The 19,154-nt window shown below is 46.2% G+C and carries 14 protein-coding genes; 11 read left to right on the top strand and 3 right to left on the bottom strand.

Annotation, left to right across the window (positions count from 1 at the left end; genetic code table 11):
- Window positions 1-245 precede the first annotated feature (245 nt).
- Together ACTRDR_RS13735 and leuS are read left to right on the top strand one after the other, a co-directional pair.
- The gene (locus tag ACTRDR_RS13735; protein WP_440528140.1) at window positions 246-2,339 is read left to right on the top strand and encodes an elongation factor G; all 2,094 of its coding nucleotides are present in this window, start codon (window positions 246-248) and stop codon (window positions 2,337-2,339) included.
- A gap of 306 nt (window positions 2,340-2,645) precedes the next feature.
- Window positions 2,646-5,057: a leucine--tRNA ligase gene (gene leuS / locus ACTRDR_RS13730; RefSeq protein ID WP_440528139.1), complete on the top strand. Its 2,412-nt coding sequence runs from the start codon at window positions 2,646-2,648 to the stop codon at window positions 5,055-5,057.
- A gap of 111 nt (window positions 5,058-5,168) precedes the next feature.
- On the opposite strand, the gene ACTRDR_RS13725 is transcribed toward leuS, so the two are convergent.
- The 3 genes from ACTRDR_RS13725 to ACTRDR_RS13715 form a co-directional block, all read right to left on the bottom strand.
- Entirely contained in the window at window positions 5,169-5,471 is a 303-nt protein-coding gene (locus tag ACTRDR_RS13725) for a hypothetical protein (protein WP_176861961.1), read from the bottom strand.
- Window positions 5,434-5,928, bottom strand: coding sequence for a hypothetical protein (locus ACTRDR_RS13720; RefSeq protein ID WP_176861963.1), 495 nt, complete (start codon window positions 5,926-5,928; stop codon window positions 5,434-5,436). Before ACTRDR_RS13720 ends, ACTRDR_RS13725 begins: the two co-directional genes overlap by 38 nt.
- 146 nt (window positions 5,929-6,074) lie before the next feature.
- Window positions 6,075-6,344 carry a chorion class high-cysteine HCB protein 13 gene (locus ACTRDR_RS13715; protein WP_176861965.1) on the bottom strand — a complete coding sequence of 90 codons (270 nt, stop codon included), beginning with the start codon at window positions 6,342-6,344 and terminating at the stop codon, window positions 6,075-6,077.
- Window positions 6,345-6,516: 172 nt separating this feature from the next.
- Between ACTRDR_RS13715 and srtB the strand changes: the two genes are divergently transcribed.
- The 9 genes from srtB to ACTRDR_RS13670 all read left to right on the top strand — a co-directional run bounded on the left by srtB (window position 6,517) and on the right by ACTRDR_RS13670 (window position 18,913).
- Window positions 6,517-7,743, top strand: coding sequence for a class B sortase (gene srtB, locus ACTRDR_RS13710; protein ID WP_440528137.1), 1,227 nt, complete (start codon window positions 6,517-6,519; stop codon window positions 7,741-7,743).
- Between the two features lie 3 nt (window positions 7,744-7,746).
- Window positions 7,747-12,108: a leucine-rich repeat protein gene (locus ACTRDR_RS13705; RefSeq protein ID WP_440528135.1), complete on the top strand. Its 4,362-nt coding sequence runs from the start codon at window positions 7,747-7,749 to the stop codon at window positions 12,106-12,108.
- Window positions 12,109-12,133: 25 nt separating this feature from the next.
- Entirely contained in the window at window positions 12,134-13,438 is a 1,305-nt protein-coding gene (locus tag ACTRDR_RS13700; protein ID WP_440528134.1) for a leucine-rich repeat protein, read from the top strand.
- A 95-nt stretch (window positions 13,439-13,533) separates the two neighbouring features.
- Window positions 13,534-14,454 (top strand): S8 family peptidase, encoded by a 921-nt coding sequence (locus tag ACTRDR_RS13695; protein ID WP_440528132.1) that lies wholly within the window; start codon window positions 13,534-13,536, stop codon window positions 14,452-14,454.
- Between the two features lie 191 nt (window positions 14,455-14,645).
- The gene (locus tag ACTRDR_RS13690) at window positions 14,646-16,058 is read left to right on the top strand and encodes a 2-isopropylmalate synthase (RefSeq protein ID WP_148446871.1); all 1,413 of its coding nucleotides are present in this window, start codon (window positions 14,646-14,648) and stop codon (window positions 16,056-16,058) included.
- 53 nt (window positions 16,059-16,111) lie between these two features.
- Entirely contained in the window at window positions 16,112-16,816 is a 705-nt protein-coding gene (locus ACTRDR_RS13685; protein ID WP_176861975.1) for an FCD domain-containing protein, read from the top strand.
- Between the two features lie 68 nt (window positions 16,817-16,884).
- Window positions 16,885-18,093 carry an NADP-dependent isocitrate dehydrogenase gene (locus tag ACTRDR_RS13680; RefSeq protein WP_440528130.1) on the top strand — a complete coding sequence of 403 codons (1,209 nt, stop codon included), beginning with the start codon at window positions 16,885-16,887 and terminating at the stop codon, window positions 18,091-18,093.
- Between the two features lie 91 nt (window positions 18,094-18,184).
- Window positions 18,185-18,616 carry a DUF6560 family protein gene (locus ACTRDR_RS13675; protein WP_440528129.1) on the top strand — a complete coding sequence of 144 codons (432 nt, stop codon included), beginning with the start codon at window positions 18,185-18,187 and terminating at the stop codon, window positions 18,614-18,616.
- Between the two features lie 39 nt (window positions 18,617-18,655).
- Window positions 18,656-18,913 (top strand): hypothetical protein, encoded by a 258-nt coding sequence (locus ACTRDR_RS13670; protein ID WP_440528127.1) that lies wholly within the window; start codon window positions 18,656-18,658, stop codon window positions 18,911-18,913.
- Window positions 18,914-19,154: the final 241 nt, after the last annotated feature.

Raw genomic sequence — 19,154 nt, 5'->3', positions numbered from 1 at the left:
GCAAGCGCCCATCGCTGTCTTCACTATGCCTATGCGCGGCTCATTGCTCGCGTAAACTCTCAATTTACCTGTCTTGTGCACCTGTCCATGTCGTAAAGTTCTGACAACTCAGAAAAATATGAAATAATTAACAATATTTACTTGTAATAGCAACATATATTTAGTAAAATACACATAAGGGGTTAAAAATCCAATCCAACGGCTGGACAAAATACCCAAAATGCAGAATAAATGGAGGATGGGATATGAATATTTACACAACAGACAAGATCCGTAACGTAGTATTACTGGGCCATGGCGGCAGTGGCAAGACCAGTCTTGCAGAAGCCTTTGCTTATCTGTCCGGTATCACCTCCCGTATGGGCAAGGTAGATGACGGCAATACCCTTAGCGATTACAGTAAAGAAGAACAGAAACGTCATTTCTCTATCAGTACCTCCGTGATTCCCATTGAGTGGGAAGGATACAAAATCAATATTATTGATACACCGGGTTATTTTGATTTCGTGGGAGAAGTGGAAGAGGCAGTCAGTGCCGCAGGAGCAGCCATCATAGTAGTTAACGGCAAGTCCGGCATCGAAGTCGGCACCCAGAAGGCATGGGAACTTTGCGAGAAATACAAGCTGCCCCGTTTCATCTATGTCTCCAACATGGACGTGGATAACGCTTCCTTCCGTCAGGTAGTCGAAGATATGACCAACCTGTACGGCAAGAAGATGGCACCGTTCCATCTGCCGATCCGTGAAAACGAGAAATTCGTAGGATACATCAATGTTATCACCGAGAGTGGTAACCGCTGGGAGGGTAAGGAAGTTGTTCCCTGTGACGTACCGGATTACAGCCGGGCGAATTTGCAGATCTGCCGTGATACCTTACTGGAAGCCGTAGCCGAGACCAGTGAAGAATTCATGGAGCGGTATTTTGGCGGAGAGACCTTCTCTGAAGCAGAGATCCGTGCAGCACTCCGTACCAATGTCTGTGACGGCAGCATCGTTCCCATGACCATGGGTTCTAACATTCTGTGCCAGGGTATGTACACACTGTTAGATGATATTATCAAATACATGCCCAGCCCTGAGAACAGAGAAGTAGCTGGTATCAATCTGAAGACCAACGAGATCTACCATGCGGATTATGATTTTGCCAAGGCTAAATCTGCTTATATCTGGAAGACCATCGTGGATCCTTTCATTGGAAAATACTCCCTGATCAAGGTAAACTCCGGTGTACTGAAAACCGATGATCTGTTGTATAACGTGGATCGTGATATTGAAGAGAAGATTGGTAAAATCTATGTATTGCAGGGCAATAAGCCTATCGAAGTCAGTGAACTGCATGCCGGAGACATCGGAGCACTGGCGAAGCTGACAGCAGCGAGAACCGGCAACAGTCTCTCGACCAAGGCGACGACTATTAAATATGGCAAGTTCGATATTTCCACTCCCTATACCTACATGCGCTATAAGCCGAAGAATAAGGCGGATGTGGATAAGATATCCCAGGCATTGCAGAAGATGACCCATGAAGATCTGACCATCCGGGTGGTGAATGATGCGGAGAACCGCCAGACATTACTTTACGGCATGGGTGATCAGCACCTGGATATTGTGGTCAGCCGTCTGTTAAACGAATACAAAGTAGAGATCGAGCTGTCCAAGCCGAAGATCGCATACAAAGAGACTATCAAGAAGCAGTCCGATGTGGAATATAAGTATAAGAAACAGTCCGGTGGACACGGTCAGTACGGTCATGTAAAAATGCGTTTCTCACCTTCCGGCGATCTGACGAAGCCCTATGAGTTTGCAACAGAAGTTGTAGGCGGAGCAGTACCGAAGAACTTTTTCCCGGCAGTGGAAAAAGGTATTCAGGAATCTGTAGGCAAAGGACCGCTGGCGGCATATCCGGTAGTTGGTGTCAAGGCAGTACTGTACGATGGCTCCTACCATCCGGTAGACTCCTCTGAGATGGCATTCAAGACCGCAGCGATTCAGGCGTTCAAGAAGGGCGTCATGGAAGCGGGTCCGGTTCTGTTAGAGCCTATCATGTCCCTGAAAGTTACGGTACCCGATGCTTACACCGGTGACATCATGGGTGATCTGAACAAGAGAAGAGGCCGCGTACTGGGCATGACACCTATGAGCGGCGGCAGACAGATCATCGAAGCGGATATTCCTATGAGTGGATTATTCGGTTATTGTACGGATCTGCGTTCCATGACCGGAGGCAGAGGCGATTATTCCTATGAATTTGCCCGCTATGAGCAGACACCTTCCGCTGTACAGGAGAAGGAAGTAGCAGCCAGAGCAGCGAAAGTAGCGGAGAATAACGCAGAAGATTAATATATAGAATACATAGGATCCAGCAAAAGAGACCGGCGAATATGTCCGGTCTCTTTTTGCGTATGCGACATTTCATCGATACCGCTGCATCAGATTGATCAGTAATGTGATCCATGCAAACATGATTCATCACCTCTCGTATATAAGATATGCACAGAGAACAGAAAATATGTACAAATGTGTATGGATAGAGCCGCAGTCCTTGACAGTATCGGCAAAACACGATAAAATAATCGGTAGTTTTTTAACGACTTGAGAACATGAATTTTAAATAGAAGTCTTCTCATAGTTTAGGAGGAAATGATTATGGCAGTACCTTACAATCACAGAGAGGTAGAGAAAAAATGGCAGAATGTCTGGGATGACGAAAAAGCATTCAAGACTTCCGACGATTTCTCCAAGCCCAAATATTACGCACTGGTAGAGTTCCCTTATCCTTCGGGACAGGGATTACATGTAGGTCATCCGAGACCTTATACCGCACTGGATATCGTAGCACGTAAGCGCAGAATGCAGGGCTACAACGTACTGTATCCCATGGGATGGGATGCGTTCGGTCTTCCTACCGAGAATTACGCAATTAAAAATCACATTCATCCGAAGATCGTAACCAAGAACAACGTGGCAAGATTCAAGAATCAGCTGCATTCCTTAGGTTATTCCTTTGACTGGGACAGAGAGATCAATACCACAGATCCTGAGTATTATCACTGGACCCAGTGGATTTTCTTAAAGCTGTTCAAGGCAGGACTGGCTTACAAGACAGAGATGCCTATCAACTGGTGTACCTCCTGTAAGGTAGGTCTGGCAAATGAGGAAGTAGTTAACGGTGTCTGCGAGCGTTGCGGTTCCGAAGTCATCCGTAAGGTCAAGAGCCAGTGGATGTTGAAGATCACTGAATATGCAGACAAGTTGATCGAGGGGCTGGATACCGTAGATTATATCGAGCGTGTCAAGGTTTCCCAGAAGAACTGGATCGGTAAGTCACAGGGTGCCGAGGTGGATTTCACACTCACCGGCAAGGACGAGAAGCTGCGCATTTACACCACCAGACCGGATACGCTGTTCGGCGTTACCTACATGGTAGTATCTCCGGAGCATCCTGTACTGGATAAATACAAGGGCGAGATCAAGAACTGGGATGATATCGTGGCATACCGTGAGATGGCTGCGAAGAAGTCTGATTTTGAGCGTACCGAGCTGGCAAAGGATAAGACCGGTGTCTGCATCCAGGGTCTGACCGCTACCAATCCCGTCAACGGTAAAGAGATCCCTGTATGGGTATCCGATTATGTTCTGATGACTTACGGTACCGGTGCAATCATGGCAGTACCTGCCCATGATGAGAGAGACTGGGAATTCGCTAAAAAGTTTGGCATGCCCATTATCGAAGTCGTAGCCGGAAGCCCTGTCAGCGTAGAAGAAGCTGTATATACCGATGTTGCTGACGGTACTTTGGTCAATTCCGATTTCCTGAACGGTCTGTCTGTGGCAGAAGCCAAAGAGAAGATCATGAACTATCTGGAAGAGAAGGGCATCGGTAACCGTAAGACCAATTATAAATTAAGAGACTGGGTATTCTCTAGACAGCGTTACTGGGGTGAGCCGATTCCTATCGTACATTGCGATAAGTGCGGATATGTTCCCATTGATGAGAGCGAACTGCCTTTGCAGTTACCCGATGTAGAGAGCTACATGCCTACCGACACCGGAGAATCTCCTCTGGCTGCCATGACTGACTGGGTAAATACCACCTGTCCCTGCTGCGGCGGTCCGGCAAAGAGAGAGACAGATACCATGCCTCAGTGGGCAGGCTCTTCCTGGTATTACCTGCGTTACACCGATCCTCACAATGACAAGGCACTGGCAAGTCCTGAAGCATTGAAGTACTGGCTGCCGGTTGACTGGTACAACGGCGGTATGGAACATACCACACTGCATCTTTTGTACTCTCGTTTCTGGCATAAGTTCCTGTATGATCAGGGCGTAGTACCTACTCCAGAACCTTACCAGAAGAGAACCAGCCACGGTATGATCCTGGGATCCAACGGTGAGAAGATGTCCAAGTCCCGCGGCAACGTGGTAAATCCGGACGATATCGTACAGGATTACGGCGCAGATACTCTGCGTACCTACGAGATGTTCATTGGTGCCTTTGATCTGAGCGCTTCCTGGAGCGAGGAAGGCGTAAAGGGATGCCGCAGATTCCTTGAGAGAGTATGGAAGTTACAGGATATTCTGACTGATGAAGAAGGCTATAGTGCAGATTTAGAGACTAAGATGCACCAGACTATTAAAAAGGTCAGCAGCGATTTCGAAAACCTGAAGTACAATACCGCCATCGCGGCTATGATGTCCCTGATCAACGAGTTCTACAAGAAAAATTCCATTACCAGAGGCGAATACAAGACACTGCTTACTTTGCTGAACCCCGTAGCACCTCATATCACTGAGGAATTGTGGCAGACTGCCGGATTCGAGGGCAGACTGTATCAGGCAGCATGGCCTGAATTTGAGGAAGAGAAGACTGTAGAGAGCGTTGTTGAGATCGGCGTTCAGGTCAATGGCAAGATGCGTGTGACCATCAAAGTTTCCAAGGATGAGACCAAGGAAAATGTCATCGCCATGGCAAAAGAAGCTCTGGGTGACAAACTGACCGGCAACATCGTAAAAGAGATCTATGTTCCCGGCAGAATCGTCAACATCGTAGTTAAGTAGTCGCTGTCTTATGAGCAAAGGTAGTCACGTAGTGACGTAAAAGCGTGATAACGCGACTTCGCGAATGGCGTTGGCTGAACTTTCGAGAAATATAATAACTCCTGACAGACCTTACGCCTGCCGGGAGTTATTTCTTTGAGCTTTACTTTTTTCTAAAATGTTTTGAATCTGCTGCAGTTCTGCTTCGCTGCTGTATTTTTTGATAGCAGTGACTGCTGCCTGCATTTCCTGTGGGGTAAAAGTAAGATGCTCTTTCTTTGCCTTACGCATCGCGGGCATGAGAAGTGCCATCATTTCTTTTTGAGTTTTGCCGTGCCCTTTGGCAAAAAGAGTGGAGAGAAATTCTAATTTTTCTCTGGGGATGTCCTTCACGAGATCATCCTGCATCCAGAGGGGAGTCTGTGAATAATCCATTTTGTTGACCTCCTGATTGACTTTGAGTGGCTGCGAAAAGTCCGGATAACATAGACGGATCGAAACCATCCGGATCTGAGAAGCCCTCCGGGAACAGCTCCTGCATAGACTTAGCCACATCCATCATTTCTTGAAAATTATGGATATTGTCAAGCATCTGGGTGACCTGCTGCAGGGATGCTTTCTGTGCTTCATCGCATAAAGGCATAAGATCACTGCATAGCTCACCGGCGAGACTGCTTCCATTGGATGGTAAAGAAAAACTGTGCAGAGCAGTTTCCGGATGCTTTCTGAAAAGTGCCAGCGTATATTGCAACTCCTGCAATTTTATGTAGACAGCAAGTCCTTTCAGGAGATGCGGATCTATATAATAGGCAAGTGTTTTCAGAATCTGAATGCGGTTGTTGGTGAATAAGGTATCAAAGGCAGCCGCCTTGTCGATTCTGTTATCATCCATGTGTCCGTTACCTTCCTGCCAAATAGTTACTAGTATTTTATGAGCGCGGCAACAGGCTTATGACGATCAGCCCTTCGGGGTACAGCTTCGTCTGTACCCCGGGATGACCGCACACTCAAGCTCCGGGAGCTCCCGGGAAGTCAGCGTTAGTTGCAGCCGCAACCGTTACCGCAGCTGTTATTGCCACCGCAGAAGCAGGACAGAAGCAGGATCCAGATCAGCCATTCACAGCAGTCATTGCCGCCGCAGCCATTGTTGCTGCCCAGCAGTCCGCAGCCGTTGTTGTTACCGCAGCCACCGCCGCAGAACAGTAACAGGATGATCCAGATGCAGCTGTTGCCGAAAATACCGTTACCACAGTTGTTATTGCCGCAGGAATTGTTGCAGCCGCAGTTTGTAGCAGTTAAGTCACTCATTTTTAGTGCCTCCACATTTTATTTATGCTTTATTGTATGCGGGGGAGCATGTCAATGTTTCCGGAAAAGGCTTGCAATAATTTTCGGATATAGTACAATAAAATTGTACTCCTATACAGATATGCGTTGTGATGGGTTGCATAGTTTCGATAAAGTAATTAAGGATAAATAGATGACACAGAAGATATATGTGGTAGAAGGACGAAAGTTCCGCACGGAAGCGGATTACCAGAACGCCCTGAAGGATCAGCAGGTGATCGAGAATCTCCGGATGCAGACGAAGAAGATGAGTCTGGCGGATCAGAAGAAACTGCTGGAAGTGATCCGCAGCGGAAAGTGTAGATTTCATAGCATCCTGGGACAGGATTATATGGAAGAACTGTCGGAAGAGATCAAGAGGCAGGAAGCTCCAAAGACATCCAAGACCACTCACGAGAAAAAAGAGACATTTAAGAAAAAAGAACCGATAAAAAAGGAACCAATTAAAAAGAAAACCACGCAAAAGAGACCGGCGGAAAAAAAGAAGGCTCTGAAGAGAAATATAGAGCCGCAGTTCGACGAGGCAGAACTGGACAAGATCGTAAAAGAGGAACTGAAAAAACAGGAAAAACGAAGGAAACTTTTAGTGGTCTGCTGCAGTATTGCAGCTATCGTCTGCCTTAGCTATTTCGGAATTTATAACTGGTACAACTACCGGACAGCAGATAATTATAAGCTGCTGAGTGAACTGAAGGACAAGGAACCTGCAGCCAGCGAGGCACCGGCGCCGGTGATCCATTATACGTCGGAAGAAGGGCAGAGTACGCCGCCTCCGGTGTTGGATGAATATAAAAATTTATTAAATAAGAACAAAAGACTAATCGGATGGGTAAAAATTGACGATACTAATATAGATTACCCTGTAATGCAGACAACGGATAATGAATATTATCTGGATCACAATATGAATCAGGAGTATGACAAGAATGGATCTATTTTCATGGACAAAGACTGTGATGTGCTGAAGCCCAGCACGAATCTGATTCTGTACGGACATCACATGAAAAGCGGGCAGATGTTCGGAGGCTTATCCTTATACAGCGACCAGAGCTACTATGAGAAACATCCCTGCATACAGTTTGATACCATCTATGAAAAAGGTCTGTATGAGATCATGTATGTATTCCGTTCAAGGGTATACAGTGAAGATGAGATCGTATTCAAATACTATCAGTTTATAGACGCCCAGAGTGAGCAGGAATTTGACTCTTATATGAATGACATGGAGGAAATGTCATTATATGACACAGGAGTCACGGCTCAATACGGTGACCGGCTTTTAACTCTGTCGACTTGTGATTATCAGGAGAAAAACGGCAGATTCGTAGTGGTTGCCAAAAAGGTGACGACAAAGGAGTAAAGGATGACTAAGGGTAAAAAGAAGACTAACAGAAGATTAAAAAAGACAGTAAGGAAAACCCTGGGAACATTGTTCCTGATCTCAGCGATCGTAGTAGCGGCAATTCCTACAGAGGGGCTGCGAGCAGCAGACGGAACAGAAAAGGTGGTTACGGAATCTTATCTGCAACAGATGTCGATTCCTTATCTGGACAGTAAGGAAGAAATCTATACCACCGGTGACGGTAAGTATCAGTTTGCCTATGTAACGGACGGCGGCAGTGATAAGGGTGCCGTGATCCTGGGATACAACGGTGGCTATCTGGAAGGTAACAACCTGGTAATTCCTGATGGACTGGATGCGTATAAGAAATATTCTTACAGTGATGGAACCAACGGCGGTTATGTCGCTGTAGGTAAGGAAAATGATTTCCTGTTCTATGCAGTGAATCAGACGACAACTGATCCGGAAACCGGGGCAGAGATTGTGATCAGCACATCTTATCAGCCCTGCCGTTATGAAGACCGTGCCCAGTGGGAGAATTTATCATCTGAAGAACTGTATTATCACAAGTCGGATACTGTATCCGGTGGTGATCTTGTACCTGTTTATGAGAAAACGACAGATTCCAATAAACAGCGTATCAAAGGTGCAGAGGTATGGTATATTGGCAACCAGTATCTGCAGGAAGGAACCGGAAAAGATGCAGGTACCTGGAAAATTGCAGGACCGATCACCAGTAGTGATAAGGGGATTTTTGCCGGAAATGGTAATATTCACACATTGACCATCGGAAAGAGCGTAAAAGGAGTGGGTGTATATGCATTTTATGGCTGTACCGGTATGAGCAGCATTTCTTTGGGAAATGGTCTGAATATTATTGGTGATTATGCGTTTGCCAACTGCCTTACTATGACCAGTGTAAATCTGGATAGGATCAGCAATCTGACAACGATTTCGGATTTCGCATTTGCCAACTGCCAGTCCATGGAAAAATTTACGGTTCCTATTAATGTAACAACAATTGGCAATAATGTATTTGAAGACTGTTATTCCATGACAGGCATTAATATGTCCAACGCAGAAGAAAATGACGGTTTCTCTGTGGAAGAGGAAATGGCTTCCACAAATAATGCAACAGCATTAAACAATTTTGGGAAAAATGTATTTAAAGGATGTGCAAATTTAAGATCTGTGACATTCCCCAGAACTTTCAGTAATGCCAGCGGCCCGGCATCCGGATCCATTGATGTATCCGAGTTCCGGGGATGCGAGAATCTGAAATATGTAACTGCAGCAAACCCGTCTTTGAAGATCACGGGAGGAGAAGTAGATACTTCATATACCTTTGATTCCTTCAAAGAGGATGTACCGGCAGAGTTTTATCTGGAAAGTGTTGACAGCTCCCAGTTCCATACCTGTGCGACGAATAATTATATGGCATTCAGTTATCTGAATTCCGACGGAACCAAGCAGAATCTGTATGAACTGACAGTTCAGGAAACAAGTGGCAAAAAGGCCGTTTACAGAGTGAATTCCTCTAATCAGTTGGTATACTGTGAATTTGACAGCGGTCTGGAAACTGTTACCATGCCGGATACCGTCGGACCTTACCAGATCACAGTGATCGGCTCCGGTATTTTCCGTAATAACTGTTATCTGAGGAGAATTACGATTCCCTCCTCTATTACTACGATTGAAGACAGTGCGTTTAAAGGCTGCCATAATTTGAAAGATGTCATTTTCAAGGAGCCTGTCAATATTACCAGTATCGGTACAGATGCATTCAAGACCCAGGAGGTGGAATATCATAAGGCAGATTGCGTTAACAAGAACGCAACTGATGTACAGCAATTGTATTTTACAGGCCCTATCTCGGATGATTCGGCACCGTTCAATTATGCAATGGATCCGAACAGCTATATTAACAGAGGAAGCCAGGAGAGAACCTATATTACCTATTACAGTGGCTGGCCGCAGAATCTGGAAGTAAAGTATAACCCGGATACGGACAAAAATGAATTGGTAGATTATCCTACGTTTAAAGAAATTCAGTCCGGTTCGAAATATACCACAGGCAATTATGCTTATATGACGTTGGAATACCAGGAGGCGGCTAAGACTGCGGTAGATAAATATCTTGGTACGAATTCAGAACCTATGACGGATTATGAACGTGAGATCATCAATGCGGCACTGCAGATCGAATTACCTTACGGTATTGAAACCATTCAAGAAGATCTGTTTACTGCCACAGAACCTTCGGAAGCTCTGCCGTCCAATACGACCAAGACATTGACCGCTTACGGACTGTTGGAGATCGGCAAGGAGACTTTCAAGGATTGTACGAATCTGAGTGGTGTCTATCTGAAAGACAGAACTACGAAGATTGATGATTATGCTTTTAAGGGATGTACAAATCTGACCGGTGTGGCAGTACCTGCCACCACAACAGCAATGGGAAAACGGCCTTTCACCGGCTGTGAGAAACTGACAACGGTGGATTTCCAGGGAAGTCCTTATTTCACCTGTGATAATTCTATTATCTACAGTCTGGAAAACGGAAAGAAGAAAGATATCATTGAATTTCTGGAAGGAAGAGCCAGCGGAGTGGTAGCTCCTACGGAAGTAGAGGGAGTCACCGGAATTGCTGAGGAAGCATTTGCGGGCACCAAGGTAAGTTCCGTGGATCTGCGTACCTCCTTTGTGACAGATATTCCGGAAGGTGCTTTTATGGATACTCCGAAGCTGTTCGCAGTTTATCTGCCGGATACCTGTAAGTCCATTAGTAAGGATTCCTTTACGAACAGTAGTATTGCCTACATGGAAGTGCCGGAAAGTGTCAGCTATCTGGATAATGATGCCTTCGGTGGAACCACCGATAAGAGTGCACTGCAGTTCTACTGCGTAGATGGCAGTAATGCATATATCTATGCAACAAAGAACGGTATTATGACGACCTCAAAGCCGCTGGAACTGTTCTATACCGTAACTTTCTGGGATTGGAATTCTACGCTTCTGGATACACAGACGGTAGCAGCAGGGGGAGATGCAGTTCCCCCTGAAGTTAAAGGCAGAGAGGGATATACCCTTACCGGATGGGTTCCGGATTATCATGGGGTACAGGCCGATCTGCAGGTAACTGCCCAGTATGAAGCAGATGATCCGGATGCTTCCAAATATACGGTACGTTTCATTGATTACGATGATACGGTGCTGTACGTGCAGAAGGTAGCGTCCGGCGAAGATGCCATTGCACCACAGAGCCCTACCAGAAGCGGTTATACCTTTACAGGATGGAGACCTGCCATTACCGGAATCACCAAGGATACGGATACTTATGCCCAGTATGCTATTACCGGAAGCCAGGACGATCCGAACGCCACAGCAACACCTGCACCGGGAACGACGGCAACACCTGCTCCCGGCACCACAGCGGCACCGGGAACGACAGCAACACCGGCGCCCGGGACTAACACCACAACAAAACTGTACACATTGACAGTTAAGAATGGTTCCGGTTCCGGAAGTTATGCTGCCGGTTCCCAGCCGATCATCATTGCAAATGATCCGGCCAAGGGCATGCAGTTCAGCAACTGGACGATCGATCCATCCAATACCACTATAGCGAGTAAGGTATTATCGGCAACGGTAATCACCATGCCTGCGGGAAATGTAACGGTTACGGCAAACTATACAAAGTCAAACGGTTCTAATACCAGTACTTCTACCGGAAGTGGTAATTCTACGAATTCCAATTCCAACAGAAGACCGAGCAGCACTACTACGGGAACCGTATCCGGTGGCAGAACCACTGTTGTTATTGATAAAAACGGTCTGTCCAATACCGGTGTGGTATCTGCAACGGTGAATGGATCTTCTGATAACTTTGTGATCAAGATCACAGAGAGTGCAGCAGCTTCAGAAGAAGTAGTGAAAGCTCTGATGGCAGAGTACGGCAGTGATATCAGTGCTATCAAGTATTTCCCCATGGACATCAGTCTCTATGATTCCACCGGCAATACAAAGATCACAGATACCACAGGATTGTCCATCAGCATTACATTGCCTCTGCCGGATTCCCTGATCACCTACGCAGGTAATAACAAAGTGGCAGGTGTAGTGAACAGTAAGTTGGACAAACTGTCACCGAAGTTCTCTACAATATCCGGAGTATCTTGCGTAACCTTTACGGCAGAGCATTTTTCACCGTATGTGATCTATGTGGATACGAATAATCTGACTGCGGGAACCATCGCAGACAGCACACCTAAGACCGGAGACGGCATTCATCCCAAGTGGTTCCTATCCATGGGACTTGCATGTATTTCGGTAGTACTCTTCATGAAGAAGGACAAAAAGACTCTGCGGAAAGCCAGAGCCTAGTGTGAAATAAAGGATGGGAAGGTTTATGAATCATAAAAAGTGGATGGCTGTCATAGCACTGGCAGTTACCGCATTGATCCTGACACATCTTCCTGTGTCGGAGGCAGATGCGGCAGCGTCTGCCTCTGATTTTCAGACGCAGGGGAGTACACTGGTAAAATACAGAGGGACGGAAGAACGCGTCACGATTCCGGATACAGTGGAAGTCGTAGGCGAGAGTGCCTTCGAGAACAATCAGAAGGTACAGTTCGTTGTAATTCCGAAATCTGTCAAGCGTTTGGATGCCTATGTTTTCTGGGGATGTAACAATCTGGAAGAGGTTGTCCTGGGAAAGGGTCTGACTGCAGTGGACGAGTATTCGTTTGCAGGATGTACGGGTTTAAAGCAGATCACAATTCCGGAAAATATACAGAGTATTGATGCACAGGCATTTGCGGGATGTGTTAATCTCACAGATATTTATATCCCGGCTACGGTGACCGGTATTGCGGAAGATGCTTTCTTAAACTGTGATAATGTGACAATCCATGCGGACGAGGGAAGTGTGGCAGCACAGTTTGCCCAAAAACTTGCGGAACAGAAAAACCGTGATCCGCTGGTGACGGCAGCTCCTGTACAGACACCGACAGCAGTAAGCAGACCGGATACACAGGCAACGACAGAACCTGTATCAACGGCTACGCCTGCACCTGTTGCAACACCGGTTCCCGGTAATGTCCTGGGCAGTACTATTATTGTAGGGAATCATGCCCTGGTAATGGTGCATCCGGGTGAGGAAAAAGTACAGCAGGGGTATACGGAACCGGAAGCGGGACAAGAGACCGGTGAAGAACAGGATATCACAGCTGAGACAGAGAACGGCAAGATTCCGGAATGGATGTATTATCGTAACCAGTCTGTCAGCGCAGTTACGATCCCGGAAGGTACTACAGAGATCGGACGTTTTGCTTTTTCCAGAAGTTCTCTCCGGACCGTTACGATTCCGGAAGGTGTAACGACGATTGACTATGCAGCGTTTTATCATTGTGATAATCTGGATAACGTGATATTGCCGGACACGGTGAATACTGTTGGTGCCAAGGCGTTTACCCATACCGGGTGGATGGATGATTTTGAAGAGAACAGTATGGATGATTTTCTGATCAGTGGGGACATCCTGGTAGCTTATAAAGGGAATCTGCCTGAAGTTGTGATACCGGATGGCGTTCGCGTGATCGCAGAGGAAGCATTCCGAAATCATACGGAATTGAAAAAAGTACATCTGCCGGCGAGTGTCACGGATATTGGAAATGACGCTTTCCCGGAGGGGATAGAGATTATAAATGAATAATGGGGTGATTTAACCGACACCCGGAATAGAAACCGGCATAAGATAGATTAAGTCTTATGTCGGTTTTACTATATTTTTACCGGGAAGGAAAACGGATGCAGAGGGTCAGGGAGCAGGTACAGGTACCGGAACAAATATATAGCGTAACTTGGCGGTCAGAGCCTGTAACAGTTGCTGTATTGGATACCGGGATCGCATATCATCCGGATCTTGCCGGGCATTTGTTATGTTTTCGTGATTTCGTGGAGAAGAGCTCTCTGCCGTATGATGATAACGGACATGGAACCCATGTATGTGGCATCCTTTGCGGAAACGGAGAATTGTCGGGTGGAAGGCTTCGGGGAATGGCACCGGCATCGAAACTTGTCGTGGGAAAAGTGTTGGATGGAAAGGGAGAAGGATCCTGTGATTCCATGCAGGAGGCTTTTCAGTGGATCCTACGGGTAAAAAACAGGTATCAGATCAGGATCTTAAATATATCTGTAGGAATCGGTGACCTGAAGGAACGATATAAGGAACAGGTACTGCGGGAGTATATGGAATTGTTGTGGGATCATAATATTCTCGTAGTCTGTGCAGCGGGAAATGCAGGACCTGAGGATGGGAGTATTTCGGAGATGGCAAGCAGCCGGAAAGTGTTAACAGTGGGTTGTCACGATGGAAGATATTGTAAAAATGACCCGAAGCGATGCGAAACATATTCCGGAAGAGGTAGAAAATACGACGTCATCCGAAAACCGGATATTGTGGCTCCCGGGACGCGGATCCTGTCCTGCAATGCTTTCTGGAAAAATAGAAATGGCAGAATTTTTAAACCTTATATTGCAAAAAGCGGTACCTCCATGGCAACCCCCATTGTGTCCGGAGCGGCAGCACTGGTACTACAAAAATATCCGAGAATGTCCAATGAAGAATTTCTCCGTAGGGTAGCGCTGACAGCTACGGATCTCGGAGAACCCTGGAATAAGCAGGGCTTCGGAATGCTCAATGTCCGCAGATTATTAGAAAACAAGTAAAATGATAAAATCACTGGGAAAAATAAAAAATGTGATTAAAATAAGTCAATAAAATTAATACTAAAGATATTGACACAAATGGTATGATTGTATACAATGATACGAGAACTGCAAAATGTATTTTTACTGCGCAGAGTAAAAATAGAAAACAATATTGCAGATGTCGAATGTCAGGGAAGAGAGGTATACCAATGAGAGATAGTGATGCATTTCAGAATCGTCCGGTCTCCATGAATCCGAAGAACAACCTTCTGGAGATTGAGGAGCATATGTACATACTGGATGATGTGGAGAAGCCGAACGTGTTCCGTAATATGTTCCCTTATTCCGAAATCCCCAAAATACCTTTTAATGATCGTATCGTGCCTCATAACATGCCGAAGGATATCTGGATCACAGATACCACTTTTAGAGACGGACAGCAGTCCAGGGCACCTTATACCACGGAGCAGATTGTGAAGATCTATGATTATCTGCACGAACTGGGCGGTCCCAACGGAATGATCCGTGCCAGCGAGTTCTTCCTGTACAGCAAAAAGGACAGAGATGCTGTCTATAAGTGCATGGAGAGGGGATATAAGTTCCCTGAAGTGACCAGCTGGATCCGCGCCAGCAAGGAAGATTTCAAATTAGTAAAAGAGATTGGAATGAAGGAGACCGGTATTCTGGTAAGCTGTTCCGATTATCATATTTTCTTAAAGTTAAAAATGACCAGAAGACAGGCAATGGATCACTATTTAAGCGTTATCCGTGACTGCTTAGAGGAGGGCATCAGCCCCAGATGTCACCTTGAGGATATCACCAGAGCGGATATTTACGGGTATGTGGTGCCGTTCTGTCTGGAACTGATGAAACTGATGAAGGAGTATCAGATTCCCATCAAGGTACGTGCCTGCGATACCATGGGATACGGTGTCAACTATCCCGGTGCCGTTATTCCCCGTAGTGTACAGGGTATCATCTATGCGATCCATACCCATGCAGGTGTGCCTCACGAGTTGATCGAGTGGCATGGACATAATGACTTTTACAAGGCAGTGTCCAACTCTACCACGGCATGGCTGTATGGCTGTTCCGGTGTCAACACTTCCCTGTTTGGTATCGGTGAGCGTACCGGTAATACGCCTTTGGAGGCAATGGTATTCGAGTATGCACAGTTAAAGGGCGACTTAAACGGCATGAATACCCGTGTGATCACGGAGCTGGCAGAGTACTATGAGAAGGAAATCGGTTATCAGATTCCTCCCAGAACTCCGTTTGTGGGCAAGAACTTTAACGTGACCAGAGCCGGCATCCATGCAGACGGACTGCTTAAGAACGAGGAGATCTACAATATTTTCGATACCGAGAAATTCCTGAACCGTCCGGTATTGTGCGCTATTTCCAACACCTCTGGTCTGGCAGGTATCGCACATTGGCTGAACACCTACTATAAATTAAAGGGAGACAAGCAGGTACAGAAGAATTCCGAACTGGTAGCAGAGATCAAAAAGTGGGTAGATGAGGAGTATGCCGGTGGTCGTGTCACCGTGCTTACGGATGAAGAGATCGTGGCATGTGTCAACCGTATCTGCCTGGAAAAGAATCTGAAGATCGGTGAGTAAACATAGAATGAACATGACAACGGTAACAGCGTTGTCTGGAATCGAGGATTATAGTGAGCAAGTATGATGTAAAGCAGGAAGTAACGGACAAGTTCTCCCTGCGGGGACGGGTATTTCACAAGCTGAGAGAGGACATTTTAAGCGGAAAATATCAGGAACATGAAGAATTGAAGGAAGTGGCGATCGGCGAGGAGATGGGCGTCAGCAGAACCCCTGTCAGAGAGGCATTCCGTCAGCTGGAGCTTGAGGGGCTGATCCAGATCATTCCGAACAAGGGTGCCTATGTCACCGGCATTACCCAGAAGGATGTGAAGGATATTTATATGATCCGTTCCCTGCTGGAAGGTTTGTGCGCCCGTTGGGCTACGGAGCATATCACCAAGGAGCAGATGGAAGAGATGGAGGAGAATGTCTATCTGTCCAAGTTCCATGCACAGAAGGGGCATCTGGAGCAGTTGGCAGAGTTAGACAATCGATTCCATGATATTCTGTACGAAGCCTGTGACAGCAAGATGTTAGAACACCAACTGAAGGATTTCCATCAGTATGTTCTCCGTGTCCGTAAGAAGACATTGTCCAGCGCCAACCGCGGACCCAAGTCCAACGAAGAGCATGAAAAGATCATGGAAGCCATTAAGGCTGGCAACGCCGATCTGGCGGAGCAGCTGGCACATCAGCACATGATCAATGCCTATGAGAACATGGTAAAGAACGGACTGAATGAGGCTTATGCACAGCAGGCTGGAAGTCAGGAATAAGTTGCCTGTTGAAACGAATTACGTTAAAATATAATAGAACGAAAATTAATACCGGAAAGGAAATCGTTATGGAAAAGATCAAAATGACAACCCCTCTCGTGGAGATGGACGGAGACGAAATGACCAGAATCCTCTGGCAGATGATCAAGGATGAGCTGTTACTGCCCTATATCGATCTGAAGACAGAGTACTATGATCTGGGACTGGAACATCGTAACGAGACAGACGATCAGGTAACCGTGGATTCTGCCAATGCTACCTTAAAATACGGTGTTGCCGTAAAATGTGCTACCATTACTCCCAACGCTGCCAGAATGACAGAGTACAACCTGAAGGAAATGTGGAAGAGCCCCAACGGAACCATCCGTGCCATCTTAGACGGTACCGTATTCCGTGCACCAATCCTGGTAAAGGGCATCGTTCCCTATGTAAAGAACTGGACCAAGCCCATCACCATCGCCCGTCATGCTTATGGTGATGTCTATAAAAATACAGAGATCAAGGTACCCGGACCCGGTAAGGCAGAGCTGGTATTCACCGCAGCAGACGGCACCGAGACCCGTGAGCTAATTCACAATTTCGACGGAGCAGGTATCATTCAGGGTATCCACAATACCAATAAATCCATCGAGAGCTTTGCAAGAGCATGCTTCAGCTATGCGGTAGATACGAAGCAGGATCTGTGGTTCTCCACCAAGGACACCATTTCCAAAAAATACGATCATACCTTCAAGGATATTTTTCAGGAGATCTATGATAACGAGTATAAGGTTAAATTTGAGGAACTGGGCATCGAATATTTCTACACTCTGATCGATGATGCCGTAGCTCGTGTCATCCGTTCTGAGGGCGGATTCATCTGGGCATGTAAGAATTATGATGGTGATGTAATGTCCGATATGGTAGCTACCGCTTACGGCGATCTGTCCATGATGACCTCCGTTCTGGTATCTCCCAGCGGTGTCTATGAGTACGAGGCTGCTCACGGAACCGTACAGCGTCATTACTACAAGCACTTAAAGGGTGAAGAGACCTCCACCAACTCCATTGCTACCATCTATGCATGGACCGGAGCTCTCAGAAAGCGCGGCGAGCTGGATCAGATCCCCGAACTGTGTAACTTCGCAGACAAGCTGGAGCAGGCATGCATTAAGACCATCGAGGATGGCAAGATGACCAAGAGCCTGTCCCTGATCTCCACCTGTGAGCATCCCGTGATCCTCAACAGCCTGGACTTCATCAAGGCTATTAGAGAGACCCTGGACAGCCTGCTGTAAAAATAAAATGGAAGAAACGGATGCTTCCCTGTAGGAATGGGGGCATCCGTTTTTGGTGTACACCCAAAGATCTTACCGGAGGATTACAGAAGTGAATGATGAAAAAGAAGTTGTGTGTTCCGGAAAAACGACGGCTCCATTTATAATGGGAGTAATGTTCTGGATCATCGGAATAGGAGTTACTTTTTTATTACTGATTTTAGGCACTTCACAGGGAGTGAAAGGCGCAGGCATTATCTTTTTCATATTATGTGGAATGGAAGGAAGCTATTTCCTCCTGTTTTGGCGCAACAAAAGAATTACTATGACGCGGGATGATATTACTTACCGTTCCATTTGGGGAAAAGAGAAAAAATACTCATGGGAAGACGTGAGATCGGTGCGTTATAAGTCGGCAGGAAGAGGGGCGTATAGAATTCTGATCCAGACAGACCGAAAGATATGTATCGAAACCGGAATGATGGAAAACAGTGAAGAGGCTGAAAAACTGATAAAGGGAAAAGGGTATTTAGGTCTCCATTAACCTTCGGTAATCAATCCGTAAAGAGATGAACATTAACGAGTGGGAAGCTTAGTCTTCCCATATTTTTTTACTCGAAATACAAAGGAGCAGTACCATGTTTACGCTGGAGGCAGAGATGATTTTAATATCGTCTCTGCTTTTTTCGTGGATTTTTTATTAATTATCTTGGAAGAATTTTGGGCATTTTGGCGAAGAATAGTTGCGGGGGATCGGGGATACAGGTACAATAGAAGGAAAGGAATCGGCAAACGACAAAAGCGTGCGAAAGGGGAAGAAGATGGATTTGATACGGAATAAAAAAGGCTGTTTGATGAAATAAAATATTATTGTGAAGAAAATAAACTGGATCAGAGGATGTTCCTTCGGCAGGAGATTCTTCGGGAGGATATAGAGAATCAGACAACCTCATCCAAGTGACCGACAGAGAGGGAAAAGTTACTCTTACTGAACTATAATCTCCATACCGATGATGACCGGAAGGGTAATTCCGGCAACGGCAACGGGAACAACAAGGACAATTCCGGCAGCGGAAACAACG

The organism is Simiaoa sp., assembly GCF_051972595.1.
Taxonomy (GTDB): domain Bacteria; phylum Bacillota; class Clostridia; order Lachnospirales; family Lachnospiraceae; genus Acetatifactor; species Acetatifactor hominis.
Note: the sequence above shows the minus strand (reverse complement) of the source record. Positions and strands in the feature narration are given on the sequence as shown.